At 71.5% G+C, this 16,404-nt stretch carries 13 protein-coding genes; 9 read left to right on the plus strand and 4 right to left on the minus strand.

Annotated elements, in window-relative coordinates; translation table 11 throughout:
- Positions 1 to 47: 47 nt before the first annotated feature.
- Genes ACZ60B_RS08090 through ACZ60B_RS08100 form a run of 3 tightly spaced genes read left to right on the plus strand, consistent with a single transcriptional unit; the run spans position 48 to position 2,411 of the window.
- Positions 48 to 689 carry a cell division protein SepF gene (locus ACZ60B_RS08090; RefSeq protein ID WP_469385185.1) on the plus strand — a complete coding sequence of 214 codons (642 nt, stop codon included), beginning with the start codon at positions 48 to 50 and terminating at the stop codon, positions 687 to 689.
- A 50-nt stretch (positions 690 to 739) separates the two neighbouring features.
- Entirely contained in the window at positions 740 to 1,030 is a 291-nt protein-coding gene (locus ACZ60B_RS08095) for a YggT family protein (RefSeq protein ID WP_351616792.1), read from the plus strand.
- Positions 1,031 to 1,082: 52 nt separating this feature from the next.
- Entirely contained in the window at positions 1,083 to 2,411 is a 1,329-nt protein-coding gene (locus ACZ60B_RS08100; protein ID WP_469385186.1) for a DivIVA domain-containing protein, read from the plus strand.
- Between the two features lie 472 nt (positions 2,412 to 2,883).
- On the opposite strand, the gene ileS is transcribed toward ACZ60B_RS08100, so the two are convergent.
- Positions 2,884 to 6,048 (minus strand): isoleucine--tRNA ligase, encoded by a 3,165-nt coding sequence (gene ileS / locus ACZ60B_RS08105; protein WP_469385187.1) that lies wholly within the window; start codon positions 6,046 to 6,048, stop codon positions 2,884 to 2,886.
- A gap of 600 nt (positions 6,049 to 6,648) precedes the next feature.
- Here ileS and ACZ60B_RS08110 point away from each other — a divergent pair.
- The 5 genes from ACZ60B_RS08110 to ACZ60B_RS08130 all read left to right on the plus strand — a co-directional run bounded on the left by ACZ60B_RS08110 (position 6,649) and on the right by ACZ60B_RS08130 (position 11,693).
- On the plus strand, positions 6,649 to 7,764 hold the full coding sequence (locus tag ACZ60B_RS08110; RefSeq protein WP_469385188.1) for a TraR/DksA family transcriptional regulator: 1,116 nt from the start codon (positions 6,649 to 6,651) through the stop codon (positions 7,762 to 7,764).
- A gap of 100 nt (positions 7,765 to 7,864) precedes the next feature.
- The gene (gene lspA / locus ACZ60B_RS08115) at positions 7,865 to 8,560 is read left to right on the plus strand and encodes a signal peptidase II (protein ID WP_469385189.1); all 696 of its coding nucleotides are present in this window, start codon (positions 7,865 to 7,867) and stop codon (positions 8,558 to 8,560) included.
- Positions 8,561 to 8,603: 43 nt separating this feature from the next.
- Entirely contained in the window at positions 8,604 to 9,548 is a 945-nt protein-coding gene (locus ACZ60B_RS08120; protein WP_450663569.1) for an RluA family pseudouridine synthase, read from the plus strand.
- On the plus strand, positions 9,545 to 10,021 hold the full coding sequence (locus ACZ60B_RS08125; protein ID WP_469385190.1) for a GNAT family N-acetyltransferase: 477 nt from the start codon (positions 9,545 to 9,547) through the stop codon (positions 10,019 to 10,021). Before ACZ60B_RS08120 ends, ACZ60B_RS08125 begins: the two co-directional genes overlap by 4 nt.
- 85 nt (positions 10,022 to 10,106) lie before the next feature.
- Positions 10,107 to 11,693 (plus strand): Na+/H+ antiporter, encoded by a 1,587-nt coding sequence (locus ACZ60B_RS08130; RefSeq protein ID WP_469385191.1) that lies wholly within the window; start codon positions 10,107 to 10,109, stop codon positions 11,691 to 11,693.
- A 140-nt stretch (positions 11,694 to 11,833) separates the two neighbouring features.
- Here the strand turns inward: ACZ60B_RS08130 and ACZ60B_RS08135 are convergent, their stop codons facing one another.
- Positions 11,834 to 13,039 carry a mechanosensitive ion channel family protein gene (locus ACZ60B_RS08135; RefSeq protein WP_469385192.1) on the minus strand — a complete coding sequence of 402 codons (1,206 nt, stop codon included), beginning with the start codon at positions 13,037 to 13,039 and terminating at the stop codon, positions 11,834 to 11,836.
- 105 nt (positions 13,040 to 13,144) lie between these two features.
- Between ACZ60B_RS08135 and ACZ60B_RS08140 the strand changes: the two genes are divergently transcribed.
- Complete coding sequence (locus ACZ60B_RS08140; protein WP_450663565.1) at positions 13,145 to 13,714, plus strand: dienelactone hydrolase family protein; 570 nt, start codon at positions 13,145 to 13,147, stop codon at positions 13,712 to 13,714.
- Positions 13,715 to 13,729: 15 nt separating this feature from the next.
- On the opposite strand, the gene ACZ60B_RS08145 is transcribed toward ACZ60B_RS08140, so the two are convergent.
- Positions 13,730 to 15,391, minus strand: coding sequence for an alkaline phosphatase D family protein (locus ACZ60B_RS08145; RefSeq protein ID WP_469385193.1), 1,662 nt, complete (start codon positions 15,389 to 15,391; stop codon positions 13,730 to 13,732).
- A 112-nt stretch (positions 15,392 to 15,503) separates the two neighbouring features.
- Positions 15,504 to 16,352 (minus strand): thioredoxin domain-containing protein, encoded by an 849-nt coding sequence (locus ACZ60B_RS08150; RefSeq protein WP_469385194.1) that lies wholly within the window; start codon positions 16,350 to 16,352, stop codon positions 15,504 to 15,506.
- Positions 16,353 to 16,404 lie beyond the last annotated feature (52 nt).

Here is a 16,404-nt window from a genome sequence, read left to right on the forward strand (position 1 = left end):
ACTTGGCAGTCGTCAGCCGATCCACCACAGAGCGGAGGACTCAGAGCATGGCCGGCGCGATGCGCAAGATGGCGGTCTACCTCGGCCTCGTGGAGGACGATGGGTACGACGGCCGGGGTTTCGACCCCGACGACGACTTCGAGCCCGAACTGGACCCGGAGCCCGAGCGGGATCACCGGCGGCACGAGCCGTCGCACCCGCTGCACGGAGTACATCAGTCACAAAGGGACGAACCGGTACGAGTGGTGCAGCCCTCCGCTCCGCGTGATCCGATGCCGCGCGCCGCTTCGCTCGCCGCGGAATCCGGGCGCCCGGCGCGGATCGCACCCGTGGCATCCATCACACAAGAGCGTCAGAGTCTGGAGAAGAACGTCCCGGTGATCATGCCCAAGGTCGTGTCGGAACGAGAGCCGTACCGGATCACCACGCTCCACCCCCGGACCTACAACGAGGCCCGTACCATCGGGGAACACTTCCGTGAGGGCACGCCGGTGATCATGAATCTCACGGAGATGGACGACACGGACGCGAAACGACTTGTCGACTTTGCGGCCGGTCTCGTGTTCGGTCTCCACGGCAGCATCGAGCGGGTGACGCAGAAGGTGTTCCTGTTGTCGCCTGCTAACGTCGATGTCACGGCGGAGGACAAGGCCCGCATCGCAGAGGGCGGGTTCTTCAACCAGAGCTGAGACGTGGGACCGGAACGAAGTACGGAACAGGGGAGAGGGAAGCACCAGTCATGAGCGTGTTCGCGCAGGTGGTGTACTACGCGCTGCTGCTTTTCCTCATCGTCCTGATCTTCCGGCTGGTCATGGACTACGTCTTCCAGTTCGCCCGCTCGTGGCAACCCGGCAAGGCGATGGTGGTCGTTCTGGAGGCCACTTACACTGTCACTGATCCACCGTTGAAGCTTCTGCGGCGGTTCATTCCGCCGTTGCGTCTCGGGGGCGTGGCGCTCGACCTGTCCTTCTTCGTACTGATGATCATCGTCTACATCTTGATCAGCGTCGTGGGGAGTCTCGCGAGGTGACAGTGGACGATACGGTCTTGCCGACTGCCGATGACTACGTTGAGGTGAAGAGATGCCGTTGACCCCCGAGGACGTGCGGAACAAGCAGTTCACGACCGTCCGCCTCCGAGAAGGCTATGACGAGGACGAGGTCGATGCCTTCCTCGACGAGGTCGAAGCCGAACTGACCCGACTGCTCCGCGAGAACGAGGACCTGCGCGCCAAACTGGCCGCGGCGACGCGCGCTGCTGCCCAGAACCAGCAGAACATGCGCAAGCCTCCGGAGCAGGACCAGCAGCAGGGCGGTATGCCCCAGCAGGGTATGCCCCAGCAGGGCATGCCTCCGCAGGGTATGCCCCAGCAGGGTATGCGCGGTCCCGGTGGTCCGGTGCCCGCCGGCATATCGGGCCCGCCGCAGCAGCAGATGGGTGGCCCCATGGGTGGTCCGCCCCAGCTGCCGAGCGGTGCACCGCAGCTGCCCGCCGGCCCCGGTGGCGGTCAGGGCGGTCCGCAGGGCCCCGGTCCGATGGGACAGGGTGGCCCGATGGGTCCCGGTCCGATGGGACAGGGCGGTCCGATGGGTCCCGGTCCGATGGGACAGGGCGGTCCGATGGGTCCCGGCCCCATGGGCCAGGGCGGCCCGATGGGTCAGGGTCCGATGGGCCAGGGCCCCATGGGCCAGGGTCCGATGGGCCAGGGTCCGATGGGCGGCCAGCCCCCCATGCAGCAGATGGGCGGCCCCATGGGCGGTCCGATGGGCGGCCCCATGGGTGGTCCGATGGGCGGCCCCGGTCAGGGCCCCGGCGGCGACAGCGCCGCCCGTGTCCTCTCGCTGGCCCAGCAGACCGCCGACCAGGCGATCGCCGAGGCCCGCTCCGAGGCCAACAAGATCGTCGGCGAGGCCCGCAGCCGCGCCGAGGGGCTTGAGCGTGACGCCCGTGCCAAGGCCGACGCCCTGGAGCGGGACGCGCAGGAGAAGCACCGCGTCGCGATGGGCTCCCTGGAGTCCGCCCGCGCCACGCTGGAGCGCAAGGTCGAGGACCTGCGCGGCTTCGAGCGCGAGTACCGTACGCGTCTGAAGTCCTACCTGGAGTCGCAGCTGCGCCAGCTGGAGACCCAGGCCGACGACTCGCTGGCTCCGCCGCGTACCCCGGCGGCCGCGTCCCTGCCGCCGTCCCCGGCGCCCTCCATGGCACCGGCCGGCGCGAGCGCCCCGTCCTACGGCACCGGACCGGGCATGGGTGGTGGGCCTTCGTCGGCTCCGCCGTCCTACGGCAGCCAGCAGCAGATGACGCCGGCCATGACCCAGCCCATGGCCCCGGTGCGACCGCAGGGTCCGTCCCCGATGGGTCAGGCGCCCTCGCCGATGCGTGGGTTCCTGATCGACGAGGACGACAACTGACGGCCGTCCGCACGCCTTAGGCGTCGGCAGCGTTCAAGGGCGAGGCCCCGGATTCCGATCCGGGGCCTCGCCCTTTTTACGCGGGTTGACGACGGTGCGCCGCCGGTCGCGCACGGCGAGCGACGGGCGCCGGGGGAGCGGGCCCCGGCCGCCACGGGGTGCCTTCGGCACGAGGTGGGGTGCCGAGGGCGTGAGGTGCGAGTGGCCGAGCCGGTGTGCCGAGGGCCGGCGCGGGGCGTCTTCGGCGTGAGGGGCCGAGGGCGCTGGGGTGATGCGCCGAGGGCCAGGTGGCGCGGGCCGAGGGGGCGGCTGTGGGGCGCTGTCGGGTCGGCGTGGGGGTGCGGGTGTGCGCCGGGGGGAGGGGCGCTGCGTGGGGCCTGCGGGCGGCGCGGGGGCGCGAGGCGGGGACCGGGGTGTGTACGGACGAGGGCCCGGCCTCCCCAGGGGAGACCGGGCCCTCGTCGTGGTGGACCTACGCCTTGCGCAGGCGGAACGTCAGGGACAGGCCCTCGTCCGTGAACGGCTCACCGTAGGTGTCGTCCGCCTCACCCTGGGCGAAGTCCGTGGCCAGGACCTCGTCGGAGATCAGGGCCGCGTGCTCGCCGAGCGCCGCGACGACCGCCGGGTCCGTGGCGGTCCAGCGCAGCGCGATCCGGTCGGCCACGTCGAGGCCGCTGTTCTTGCGGGCCTCCTGGATCAGCCGGATCGCGTCGCGGGCCAGGCCCGCCTGCCGCAGCTCCTCGGTGATCTCCAGGTCCAGCGCGACCGTGGCGCCCGCGTCGGAGGCCACCGACCAGCCCTCGCGCGGGGTCTCGGTGATGATCACCTCGTCCGGGGCGAGGGCGACCGTCTCACCGTCGACCTCCACCGACGCCGTGCCCTCGCGCAGGGCCAGGGACAGCGCGGCCGCGTCCGCGTTCGCGACGGCCTTCGCCACGTCCTGGACGCGCTTGCCGAACCGCTTGCCCAGGGCGCGGAAGTTGGCCTTCGCGGTGGTGTCCACCAGTGAGCCGCCGACCTCGGAGAGAGACGCGAGCGCGGTCACGTTCAGCTCCTCCGTGATCTGCGCGTGCAGTTCCCGGTCGAGCGTGTCGAAGCCCGTCACGGCCACCAGGGCGCGCGACAGCGGCTGACGGGTCTTGACGCCCGACTCCGCGCGCGTGGCGCGGCCCAGCTCCACCAGGCGCCGTACCAGGACCATCTGGCGCGACAGCTCCGGGTCGATCGCGGACAGGTCCGCCTCCGGCCAGGACGACAGGTGCACCGACTCCGGGGCGCCCGGGGTCACCGGCACCACCAGGTCCTGCCAGACCCGCTCGGTGATGAACGGGGTCAGCGGGGCCATCAGCCGGGTCACCGTCTCGACGACCTCGTGCAGGGTGCGCAGCGCCGCCTTGTCGCCCTGCCAGAAGCGGCGGCGGGAGCGGCGTACGTACCAGTTGGACAGGTCGTCGACGAACGCGGACAGCAGCTTGCCGGCCCGCTGGGTGTCGTAGGCCTCCAGAGCCTGCGTCACCTGGTCGGTGAGCGCGTGGAGTTCGGACAGCAGCCAGCGGTCGAGCACGGGACGGTCGGCCGGGGCCGGGTCGGCCGCGCTCGGCGCCCAGCCGGTCGTACGGGCGTACAGGGCCTGGAAGGCGACCGTGTTCCAGTAGGTCAGGAGCGTCTTGCGGACGACCTCCTGGATGGTGCCGTGGCCCACCCGGCGGGCCGCCCACGGGGAGCCGCCGGCCGCCATGAACCAGCGGACCGCGTCCGCGCCGTGCTGGTCCATCAGCGGGATCGGCTGGAGGATGTTGCCGAGGTGCTTGGACATCTTGCGGCCGTCCTCGGCGAGGATGTGGCCGAGGCAGACGACGTTCTCGTACGAGGACTTGTCGAAGACCAGCGTGCCGACCGCCATCAGCGTGTAGAACCAGCCGCGGGTCTGGTCGATGGCCTCGCTGATGAACTGCGCCGGGTAACGGGACTCGAACAGTTCCTTGTTCTTGTACGGGTAGCCCCACTGCGCGAACGGCATCGCACCCGAGTCGTACCAGGCGTCGATGACCTCCGGCACGCGCGCGGCCGTCTTCGCGCACTGCGGGCAGGCGAAGGTGACCTCGTCGATGAACGGGCGGTGCGGGTCCAGCTCCGACTGGTCGGTGCCGGTCAGCTCGCTCAGCTCGGCGCGGGAGCCGACGACGGTGAGGTGGTCGTCCTCGCAGCGCCAGATCGGCAGCGGGGTGCCCCAGTAACGGCTGCGGGACAGCGCCCAGTCGATGTTGTTGTTCAGCCAGTCGCCGAAGCGGCCGTGCTTGACCGTGTCGGGGAACCAGTTGGTCTTCTCGTTCTCCTGGAGGAGACGGTCCTTGATCGCCGTGGTGCGGATGTACCAGGACGGCTGCGCGTAGTACAGCAGCGCGGTGTGGCAGCGCCAGCAGTGCGGGTAGCTGTGCTCGTACGGCAGGTGGCGGAAGAGCAGACCGCGGTCCTTGAGGTCCTCGGTGAGCCGTTCGTCCGCCTTCTTGAAGAAGACGCCGCCCACCAAGGGGACGCTCTCCTCGAACGTGCCGTCCGGGCGGACCGGGTTGACGACCGGCAGGCCGTAGGAGCGGCAGACCTTGAGGTCGTCCTCGCCGAAGGCGGGGGACTGGTGGACCAGACCCGTGCCGTCCTCGGTGGTGACGTACTCGGCGTTGACCACGTAGTGGGCGGGCTCCGGACTGTGTCCGTCGGTTCCCTCGCTGACGCTCGGGAACTCCACGAGCTCGAACGGACGTTGATAGGTCCAGCGCTCCATCTCGGCGCCGGTGAAGGTCTGTCCCGTGGTCTCCCAGCCCTCGCCGAGCGCCTTGGCGACGAGCGGCTCGGCGACGACGATCTTCTCCTCGCCGTCGGTCGCGACGACGTACGTCACCTCGGGGTGCGCGGCGACGGCCGTGTTGGAGACCAGCGTCCAGGGGGTCGTCGTCCAGACGAGGAGCGCGGCCTCGCCGGCCAGCGGACCGGAGGTGAGCGGGAAACGGACGTACACGGACGGGTCGACGACCGTCTCGTAGCCCTGGGCCAGCTCGTGGTCGGACAGGCCCGTGCCGCAGCGCGGGCACCAGGGGGCGACGCGGTGGTCCTGGACCAGCAGGCCCTTGTCGAAGATCTGCTTGAGCGACCACCAGACCGACTCGACGTACTCCGGGTCCATGGTCCGGTACGCGTCGTCCAGGTCGACCCAGTACCCCATGCGGGTGGTGAGTTCGGTGAACGCGTCGGTGTGGCGGGTCACGGACTCGCGGCACCGGGCGTTGAACTCGGCGATGCCGAACGCCTCGATGTCCTGCTTGCCGCTGAAGCCCAGCTCCTTCTCCACCGCCAGCTCCACCGGCAGGCCGTGGCAGTCCCAGCCGGCCTTGCGGGCCACGTGGTAGCCGCGCATGGTGCGGAAGCGCGGGAAGACGTCCTTGAAGACGCGTGCCTCGATGTGGTGGGCGCCCGGCATGCCGTTGGCGGTGGGCGGGCCCTCGTAGAACACCCACTCGGGGCGGCCCTCGGACTGGTCCAGGCTCTTGGCGAAGATCTTCTGCTCGCGCCAGAAATCGAGCACCGCGTGCTCGAGGGCGGGCAGGTCTACCTGGGCGGGCACCTGGCGGTACGACGTCATCGAACTTCCTCCGGCGGACGTGCTGCCTTCCGTCGGAGGGACGAGAGCCTTCTTGGCTGTCTACGCCGTGTGCGGCGCGCTCCCGCGGTACCACCCTCCTTGGCCCTCCGGAGCGCCCTGTGCGCCGGTGAGCCCCCTCATTGGGGTCGCGAGCCGGTTCTACCGACCGCTGCGTGTGGGCTGCGGCTTTCTTCCGGCGGCTCCGGGGTGATCTTCGCGTCGCGCTCGCCCCCGGGCTTCCACCGTCCCCGGGTCGCTCTGGGCTGCGTACGCCGCTACTCGTCCCCATCCATGCTTTTCGCTGCGCCCAGTGTACGGCGCGACGCGGACGGCGGCCGACCGGTTTTCCGGGGCCCCGGGCGCCGTGTCGGCCGGTGTCCGGGATGACCCGAATAGCGAGGTGCGCGTGTTCGGATTCCGGGACGGCGGGCTCGGCGGATTACCCGGCGGGGAGCTGGGCACAACGCTTGCATGTCGGCCGCGCGGCACTCGCGGGGCGGGCGAATCGGGCGGCGTGCCCCGTTGCCGCGGGACTCGGGTCGATTTATCGTCCCAGCACGATTCGCGAGCAAGATCACAATATGTGAAGGGGCCGCGACCATGGTGGCGAAGAAGACCGCCGTACAGCAGCCGTCGTCCCGCAGGTCCACGAGCGCGACGGCCTCCGGCGCGGCCAAGGACGTGGACGGGAAGAAGAGCGTCCGGGCGAAGGAGAAGGTGACCAGGAAGGGGACGGTCTCGGTCGCGAAGGCGTCGTCGGGGACGGCGCCCGTGCCGCGGACCGTCTCGTCGAAGAAGGCGGGCGCCGAGCGGGCGGGGACCGGGAAGGCGGGCGCGGCGAAGGCCGGACCCGGCAAGGCGGGGGCCGGGAAGGCCGGCTCGAAGAAGGCCGGGACCGGGAAGCGGACGCCGGACGCCGCGACCGCCGCCGACGCGGGGGCCGCCGGGGTCGCCGGGGGCGCGGCCGGGGAGGCGAGGGCCGCCAGGAGCCGGGCCACCGCGCAGGGGGCGGCCGCCCGCAGGACCACGGCCGCCGCCAACAACACGGCCCGCAAGACGGCGTCGGCCGCGAACGACACGGCCCGGAAGACGGCGGCCGCGAACGGCGCGCAGGGCGGGGCCGCGGCCGCCACGAACAGCACGACCCGTAGGACCGCGGCCGCCGCGAAGGGCGCGGCCGGGAAGAGGACGGCCAAGAAGGCGGGCGCGGCGCAGGCCGCGGAGCAGACGGGAGCCACGACAGTGGTTGCGAAGAAGACTCCTGGCACGGCCACTGCGGCGACGACAGCCGTCCCCAAGGCGCGGTTCTCCGCGGTGCCCGGCGAGCTGGCCGTACGCCCCGGCGAGGACCCCTGGACGCCGGAGGAGGTCGAGGAGGCCCGCGCCGAGCTGCTCTCCGAGGCGGAGCGGCTGCGGGCCGAGATCCACTCGTCCGAGGAGTCGCTGGTGGGCCTGATGCGGGACTCCGGGGACGGCGCGGGCGACGACCAGGCGGACACCGGCACCAAGAACATCACGCGGGAGCACGAGATGGCGCTGGCCGCCAACGCGCGCGAGATGCTGGTGCAGACCGAGCGGGCCCTGCAACGGCTGGACACGGGCACGTACGGCCTGTGCGAGACCTGCGGCAACCCCATCGGAAAGGCCCGTATGCAGGCCTTTCCGCGGGCCACCCTGTGCGTGGAGTGCAAGCAGAAGCAGGAGCGCCGGTCCTGACCGGCGTCGGGTGACCCGTCGTACGCCTCCTGCGCACTGTGCTCCTACGAGGTGTGCCGTACCCTCGTGCTCAGTCAGGCACCTAGGTTGAGGGACTCACGTGGCAGAGGCGGAGCGGATCATCGGTACGCCGGACAACCCGGACGTGGCGCGGGCCGGGCGGGACGAGCCCGGCGAGCGCGCGGCGGCGGGCGGGAACTCCGGTCCCGAGGGGGCCACGGCCCCGGTCGGCGGGTCCGGCACCGAGGAGACGGCGCGGCCGGGGACGGCGGGGCCGGAGGCGGCACAGGCCTCCGGCGAGCGCCCCCGGGGCAAGCGGCGCATCGCCGTGCTGTTCGGGGTGGCCGCGTTCGCCTACCTCATCGACCTGGTCAGCAAGTTTTTCGTGGTGGCCAAGCTCGAACACCACGCCCCGATCGAGATCGTCGGTGACTGGCTGAAGTTCGAGGCCGTCCGCAACGCGGGCGCCGCCTTCGGTTTCGGCGAGGCCTTCACCGTGATCTTCACGGTGATCGCGGCGGCGGTGATCGTGGTGATCGCCCGGCTCGCCCGCAAGCTGTACAGCCTGCCGTGGGCGATCGCCCTCGGGCTGCTGCTCGGCGGCGCGCTCGGCAACCTCACCGACCGGATCTTCCGTTCGCCGGGCGTCTTCGAGGGGGCGGTCGTCGACTTCATCGCGCCCAAGCACTTCGCCGTCTTCAACCTCGCCGACTCGGCGATCGTGTGCGGCGGCATCCTGATCGTGCTGCTGTCCTTCCGCGGTCTCGATCCGGACGGGACCGTCCACAAGGACTGAGCACGCGTTCGGGACTGTCGCACCCGTCCGGCATACTCGACGGGTGAGCACGATTCCCGATATCCGTACCCTGCCCGTGCCCGACGGCCTGGAGGGCGAGCGCGTCGACGCCGCCATCTCCCGCATGTTCGGCTTCTCCCGCACCAAGGCCGCGGAGCTGGCCGCGGCGGGGAAGGTCTCGGTCGACGGCTCGGTGGTCGGCAAGTCCGAGCGCGTGCATGGCGGGGCCTGGCTGGAGGTCGAGATGCCGCAGGCGCCCGCGCCGGTGCAGATCGTCGCCGAGCCGGTCGAGGGCATGGAGATCGTGCACGACGACGACGACGTGGTCGTGATCGTCAAGCCGGTCGGTGTCGCCGCGCACCCGAGCCCCGGCTGGACCGGCCCGACGGTCATCGGCGGGCTTGCGGCCGCCGGGTACCGGATCTCGACCTCCGGCGCCGCCGAGCGCCAGGGCATCGTGCACCGCCTCGACGTCGGCACCTCCGGCCTGATGGTGGTCGCCAAGTCGGAGTACGCGTACACGTCGCTCAAGCGCCAGTTCAAGGAGCGCACCGTCGACAAGCGCTACCACACGCTGGTCCAGGGCCACCCGGACCCGACCAGCGGCACCATCGACGCGCCCATCGGCCGGCACCCGAACCACGACTACAAGTGGGCGGTCACGGCCGAGGGCAAGCCCTCCGTCACCCACTACGACCTCATCGAGGCGTTCCGCGCGGCCTCCCTGCTCGACGTGAAGCTGGAGACCGGGCGCACCCACCAGATCCGCGTGCACATGGCCGCCCACCGGCATCCGTGCGTGGGCGACCTGACGTACGGCGCCGACCCGACGCTCGCCAAGCGGCTGCGGCTGACCCGCCAGTGGCTGCACGCCGTGCGGCTCGGCTTCGAGCACCCCGGCGACGGGCAGTGGGTCGAGTTCGGCTGCGACTACCCCGAGGACCTCCAGCTCGCCCTGGACCAGGTGCGCGAGGAGACCTACGCATGAGTCTGTCGGTCGTCTCCTACGACGTGCGGGTGGCCGAGGACTCCGCCGACCGCGAGGCCTGCTTCACGGTGCGCAAGGAGGTCTTCGTCCGCGAGCAGGGCGTGCCCGAGGACATCGAGTACGACGCCTACGACGCCGTGGCGCTGCATGTGCTGGCGATCCGGGCGGACGGGGTGCCGCTCGGCACCGGCCGGCTGCTGTACGGCGAGGAGGCCGCGGCGAAGACCGGCGGCGACCTGTCGGTGGGATCGCTGGGGCGGCTCGCCGTCGCCCAGGCGGCGCGCGGGCTCGGCGTCGGGGCCGCGCTGGTGCGGGGCATCGAGGAGGCCGCACGCGCGCGCGGCCTGGCGGCGGTGGACCTGCACGCGCAGACGCACGCGCTGGGGTTCTACGAGCGGCTGGGGTACGAGGCGTACGGCCCGGAGTTCCCCGACGCCGGCATCCCGCACCGGGCGATGCGGCGCGTGCTGTAGCGGAAGGCCTCGAACGGGCCGGTGGGAGGGGCGCATGGCAGGCTGAAGCCCTGCTGTGTGAACGTCGACTCCCGGAGCGCTGACCGTGGATCAGTTGGCCCTGCTGTTCGTACTGCTGCTCGGGGCCGTGGTGAGCGTTCCCGTCGGGGACCGGTTCGGGCTGCCGGCTCCGGTGCTGATGACGCTCGTCGGGATCGTCCTCGCGGTGCTGCCCTTCGTGCCGAACGTCGACATCCAGCCCGATCTGATCCTGCCCGCGCTGCTGCCGCCGCTGTTGTACGCGGCGGTGCGGCGGACCTCGTGGCGGCAGTTCGCGGCGAACAAGCGGCCGATCTTCCTGCTGGCCGTGGCGCTGGTGTTCGTGACCACCGTGTGTGTCGCGGCCGTCGCCCACTCGATCGTCCCCGGGCTGCCGGTCGCCGCCGCCGTGGCGCTGGGCGCGCTGATCGCCCCGCCCGACCCGGTGGCCGCGACCGCGGTCGCCGGACAGCTCGGGCTGCCGCGCCGGCTGGTGTCGATCCTGGAGGGCGAGGGCCTGTTCAACGACGTCACGGCCATCGTGCTCTATCACGTGGCGATCGCCGCCGTCGTCAGCGGGACCTTCTCCCCGTGGAAGGCCGGGCTCGACCTGGTGCTGTCCGCGGTCGTCGCGGTCGCCGTGGGGCTCGTGCTCGGCTGGGGCGCCAACCGGCTGATGGACCTGCTGGAGGACCCGACCCTCCAGATCGGCATGACGCTGCTGGTGCCGTACGCCTCGTACGTGCTGGCGGAGGAGCTGCACGGGTCCGGGGTGCTGGCCGTGCTCACCACCGCGCTCTTCATCTCCGAGTACGCCGCCGACCCCGACGACGTGCTGACCCGGCTCGCCGGGCACACCTTCTGGGACATCGTCGACACCCTCGTCACCGGTGTCGCCTTCGGGCTCATCGGCCTCGAACTGCACAACGCGATCCGGACGGCGGCCGGGCGGTGGGGCGAGCTGCTCGGCTGGGCGGCGGCCGTCGTGGCCGTGGTGGTGCTGGTACGGCTGGTGTACCTGCTGCCCGCCACCTGGCTGACCAAGCGGCTGCACGCCAAGCGGGACTACGACGAGGAGATCCCGATGAGCTGGCGGGAGTCGGTCGTCATGTGGTGGGCGGGGATGCGCGGGGTGGCCTCGGTGGCGCTGGCGCTGGCCGTGCCGCTGCGCATCGAGGACGGGTCGCCGTTCCCCGACCGGGACGAGATCGTGTTCATCGCGTTCGGGGTGATCATGGCGACGCTGGTGCTCCAGGGGCTGACGCTGCCGTGGCTGGTGAGACGGCTCGGGGTGCGCGCCGACACGGACCGGGAGAAGGAGTTCGAACGGGATCTGGCGGTCCGCGCGGCGAAGGCGGCGAAGCGGCGGCTGCGGGAGATCGAGGAGGTCGAGGAGCTGCCGGAGGAACTGTCCGAGCAGATGCTGCGGCGGGCGTTCGACATCGGGGTGCGGATCAGCCCGGACCTGGGCGAGGAGGAACGACGCGAGGCGCACCTGCAGCGGGCGCGCCGGCTCAAGCGGGTGCGGCGGATCCAGGGCGAGATGCTGAGCGCCGCGCGGCACGAGGTGCTGGCGGCGCGCAGCGAGCCGGGCGCGGACCCGGAGGTGGTGGACCGGGTCCTGCGCCACCTGGACGTACGCAGCCTCCGATGACCACGCCAGGGACGCCTTCCGGCGCCCTCCGGCTTCGGCGCCCTTCGGGGTCCTCCGGCGCCCCGGCCCACCGGAACCGCCGGCCGGGCGCCTCGCCCGGGCCTTGGCAGCCGTCCGGTGGTCGCCGGGGCCGTCCGGTGTCAGCCGCGGCCCGTCCGGGGCGGTTCGGGAGTGTGTTGCAGCGACCTGTCCTCGGACGCGTCGTCGCGGGACGCGCCGTCGCGGGGATCGCCGGTGCGGGAGCCGTCGGCGAGCGGGTCGCTGCCGTGGCGCCGACCGTCGGCGGACTCCCGGTCCGGGGCACGGCGGCGCGGCGGCAGCAACGCGTCCGCCGTGTTGACCCGCGGCAGCGCGTACGGATGCTCCGCGCACAGCCAGCGGATCATCTCCTCGCGGACCGTGACCCGTACCGTCCAGATGTCGCTCGCGTCCTTGGCCGTGACCAGGGCGCGCACCTGGAGGGTGTTCGGGGTCGTGTCGGTGACCGCGACGCCGTAGTCACGGCCGTCCCAGGCCGGGCACTCCCGCAGGATGTCGCGGAGCTTGTCGCGCATCGCCTCGACGGGCGCCGTGTGGTCGAGGTGCCAGTAGACGATGCCGGTCATCTGCGGGGTGCCGCGCGACCAGTTCTCGAACGGCTTGGACGTGAAGTACGACACCGGCATGGTGATCCGGCGCTCGTCCCAGGTCCGTACGGTCAGGAAGGTGAGCGTGATCTCGTCGACCGTGCCCCACTCGCCGTCCACCACGACCGTGTCGCCGATGCGCACCATGTCGCCGAAGGCGATCTGGAGTCCGGCGAACAGGTTGCTGAGGGTGGACTGGGCGGCCACACCGGCGACGATGCCGAGGATGCCGGCCGAGGCCAGCAGGGAGGCGCCGGCCGCGCGCATCGCCGGGAAGGTCAGCAGCATCGAGGCGGCGGCGACCACGCCGACGACCGCCGCCACCACACGCATGATCAGCTCGACCTGGGTGCGGACCCGGCGCACCCGGGCGGGATCGCTCTGGGCGCGGGCGTAGCGGCTGTACGAGGTCTCGACGATCGCGGCCGCGATCCGGATGATCAGCCAGGCCGCGGACCCGATGAGCACCAGGGTCAGCGTCCGGCCGATCCCGACGCGGTGCTCCTCGAGCAGTTTCGCCGCGTCGTACGACCCTCTGAGCAGGGCGGCGCAGAGCACGAGTTGGTAGGGGACACGGCCGCGGCGCAGCAGACCCCACAGCGGGGTCTCACCGTGCCGTCCGTCGGCCTTGCGCAGCAGCCGGTCCGTCGCCCAGCCCAGGGCCAGGGTGAGGAAGACCGAGCCACCGATCACGATCAGCGGGCGGAGTACGTTCTCCATGCCTTCGAACCTAACCGGGGCCGGCCGACCATGAACATGTGTGTTCCAGGTCTTCCTGGGTACGGGTGCGCGGGCCCCGGTGGTCCCGGCTGGCACCATGGCCTCATGAACATCATGCTCTTTCACTCGACCTACGGGCCGCGCCCCGCGGTGCGTGCGGCGGCGGACCGGCTGCGCGCGGCCGGGCACGAGGTGTGGACGCCGGACCTCTTCGACGGACGTACCTTCGACACGGCCGAGGAGAGCATGGCCTTCAGCACGGAGCTCGGCAAGGACGAGCTGCTCAAGCGGGCCGTCCTGGCCGCCGCGCCCTACTCCGAGCGCGGGCTCGTGTACGCGGGCTTCTCGCTCGGCGCCTCCATCGCGCAGACGCTGGCCCTCGGCGACGAGAAGGCGCGCGGGCTGCTGCTCCTGCACGGCACGTCGGACATCGCGCCCAACGCGCACGTGGACGAGCTGCCCGTGCAGCTGCACGTGGCCGAGCCTGACCCGTTCGAGACGGACGACTGGCTGAGCGCCTGGTACCTCGGGATGCGCCGGGCGGGCGCCGACGTCGAGGTGTACCGGTACGCCGGGGCGGGCCACCTCTACACCGACCCCGACCTGCCGGACTACGACGAGGAGGCCGCCGAGGCCACCTGGCAGGTGGCGCTCGGCTTCCTCACGACGCTCTAGGAACCTGCTGCGGTCCTAGACGGGGTCGTACGTCCGCTCGACCTTCTGGGTGCCGGTGCGCGTGCGGTACGAACGGGTCCAGGACGACGTCGCGTTCGCGTTCGTGCGGTCGGACACGACGTAGTAGTCCATCTGCGCGCGCTCGGCGGTGATGTCCAGGACGCCGTAGCCGTGCCGGTCGGTGTCGACCCAGTGGACGTGCCGGTTGGCGGCGCGGATGACCGGCGCGGCGACCGCGGAGACGGTGCCCTCGGGGACCTTCACGATGTCGTCGAGGTTGTCGGAGGTCACCGAGGTGACGACGAACTCCGTGGCGGCGGACGCGGACAGCGGGTAGGTTCCGGCGTCCACCGGCACGTCGTTGGCCCACGCCATGTGGATGTCGCCGGTGAGGAAGACCGTGTTGCGGATCGCGTTCGTCCGCAGATGGGCCAGCAGTTCGCGGCGGTCGTCGGTGTAGCCGTCCCACTGGTCGGTGTTGAGGGCGATGCCCTCCTCCGGCAGGCCCAGCAGCTTGGCCAGCGGCTTGAACAGGTCCGCGGAGAGCGAGCCGACCGCGAAGGGCGAGATCATCACCGAGTTGCCGACCAGCCGCCAGGCGGTGTCGGACGCCTTCAGGCCCGCCTTCAGCCAGTCGAGCTGGGCGCGTCCGGTGATCGTACGGTCGGGGTCGTCCACCGAACCGCTGGCCGTGGACGCCTGCTGGGAGCGGAAGGACCGCAGGTCGAGCAGGGAGAGGTCGGCGAGCTTGCCGAAGCGCAGCCGGCGGTAGGTGGTGCCCGCCAGCGCGGGGCGGACCGGCATCCACTCGAAGTAGGCCTGCCGGGCGGCCGCCTGACGTGCCGCCCAGGCGCCCTCGGTGCCCTCGGTGTGGTTCTCGGCGCCGCCCGACCAGGCGTCGTTGGCGAACTCGTGGTCGTCCCAGATCGCGACGACCGGCGCCTTGAGGTGCAGGGCCTGGAGGTCCGGGTCGGTCTTGTACTTGCCGTGCCGGGTGCGGTAGTCGGCGAGGGTGAGGATCTCGTGCGTGGGCGAGGTCTGCCGTACGACGGTCCCGCGCGTGCCGTACTCGCCGGTGCCGTACTCGTAGATGTAGTCGCCCAGGTGCAGCCAGGCGTCGAGGTCGTTGCGCGCCGCGAGGTGGCGGTACGAGGAGAAGTAACCGGCCTCCCAGTTCGCGCAGGAGACCACGCCGAAGCGCAGGCCCGCGACCGCGGCGTCGGCGGCCGGGGCGGTGCGGGTGCGGGCCACGGGGGAGTCGGTGCCGCCGGCCGAGAACCGGAACCAGTAGTCGGTGGCGGGTTCCAGGCCGCGGATGTCGGCCTTGACGGTGTGGTCGGAGGCGGCGGTCGCGGTCAGGGAACCCTTGGCGACGATGTTCGTCAGCGCCCGGTCCTCGGCCACGATCCAGCCGACCTCGGTGTCCGGGCCGAGCCCGGATCCGGGTATCGCCTCGGCGGTCGGCGTCACGCGCGTCCACAGCAGGACGCCGTCGGGCAGCGGGTCGCCGGAGGCGACGCCGTGCAGGAAGGCGGGGGCCTCGTCGGCGGCGCGCGCGGGCAGCGCCGCGGCGAGCGGGGCGGCCAGGGCCGCGGCGGCCGCCGCGGCCTTGACGACCGTGCGGCGGCGGGGCGTAAGGGAGTTGACGCCCTCGGAAGGTCTGTATCGACTGGTCACGACCGATCAGGTTACTGATCGGTATGGGCAAGAGCGGGCGAACTCGCAAAGTTCGCCCGCTCTTCGCGTGCCGGTCGGATCGGACCCCGGGGGGAAGGACCCGCGCGGTGGGTCAGGCCTTGAGGGCCGCCTCGATCGCCGTGTTGAACTCGGCGACCGTCATGGGGGCGTTCTGGCCGTCCGAACCCGTCAGCTTCTTGCCGTTCATGATCAGGCTCGGCGTGCCGTTGACGCCGTCCTTGTTGGTGTTGAACGTCTGCGACATGGCCAGCGCCCACGCGTCGTACGTGCCGTTCTTGACGGCGTTCTGGAACTCGGTGTTGCCCTTCAGCGCGGAGACCGTGTCCGCCACCTTGATCAGGTAGTCGTCGCTCTTGAACTTGTCGTCGGACTCGTCCGGGTGGTACTTCGCCGAGTAGAGCGCCGTCTTGTACTCCAGGAACGCCTCGGGGCTCACGTTCAGCGCGGCGCCCAGGGCGCTCATCGCGTTCTTGGAACCCTCGCCGCGGGAGCCGATCTTCACCTGGCCGTCGCCGTCGGTGTCGCCGTCGAGGAAGGTGCCGCCGATGTACTCGATCTTGAACTTGCCGTCGTCGTAGTCCTTCTTGACCGTCGAGCCGACGGTCTGCTCGAACTGGGCGCAGACCGGGCAGCGCGGGTCCTCGTACAGCTTCAGCGTCTTCGTCGCCTTGCTGTCGCCGAGGACCACGGTCGTGCCGTCGGTGCCCGTGGTGTTGGCCGGTGCGACGACCTTCTCGTCCAGCACGGCCTCCCAGTGGCCGGGCTTGTTGGCCTGGACGACGGCGTAACCTATGCCGCCCGCCGCGGCCAGCACGCCGACCACCGTGCAGGCCACGATGACCTGCCGCTTGACCTTGGCCTTCTTGGCCTGGCGCTCTCGCTCCAGGCGGAGTCGCTCCCGGGCCGCCGTCTTCGCCGCCTGGCTGTTGCGCTTGCTCATGCTGATCTCCATGTGGAACGCGCACGTGTCGTACGCGGGATACGTGTGGGGG

This window comes from Streptomyces sp. NPDC104096 (assembly GCF_055584385.1).